This window comes from Micromonospora echinofusca (assembly GCF_017614955.1).
GTDB classification, from domain to species: domain Bacteria; phylum Actinomycetota; class Actinomycetes; order Mycobacteriales; family Micromonosporaceae; genus Micromonospora; species Micromonospora echinofusca_A.
The window spans coordinates 1-301 of record NZ_WVUH01000773.1; the positions used below are offsets into that span (position 1 = coordinate 1).

Consider the following 301-nt stretch of genomic DNA (forward strand, 5'->3'; position numbering starts at 1 on the left):
CCCGCTCATCCATCCCGGCCTTCTTCGTCGCCGCGATGATCTCCTTCACGTTACCCGTCTGCTCCGCACCAAGATCGATACGCGACTGACCCGACGGCACACCATGCGGCAACAGCTTCGCCCGATCAACCACGCCCACAGCCTCAGCAGGCTTGTCCGCCTTGGCGTCGGCCTTCGTGTCGGTCTGGACCACCGGCGCCGCCGGCTTCGACTCCACACCAAGCTCGTTCGCCAACGCCGGACCCGCGGCCAGACCACCCGCGAACACCAGACCCGTCACACCCAGCACAGCCTTACGCAG

The 301-nt window shown here is 66.4% G+C and carries 1 pseudogene; it reads right to left on the minus strand.

The window, feature by feature from the left end:
- Positions 1-301, minus strand: a pseudogene (locus GSF22_RS34325) (hypothetical protein); the annotation flags it as partial.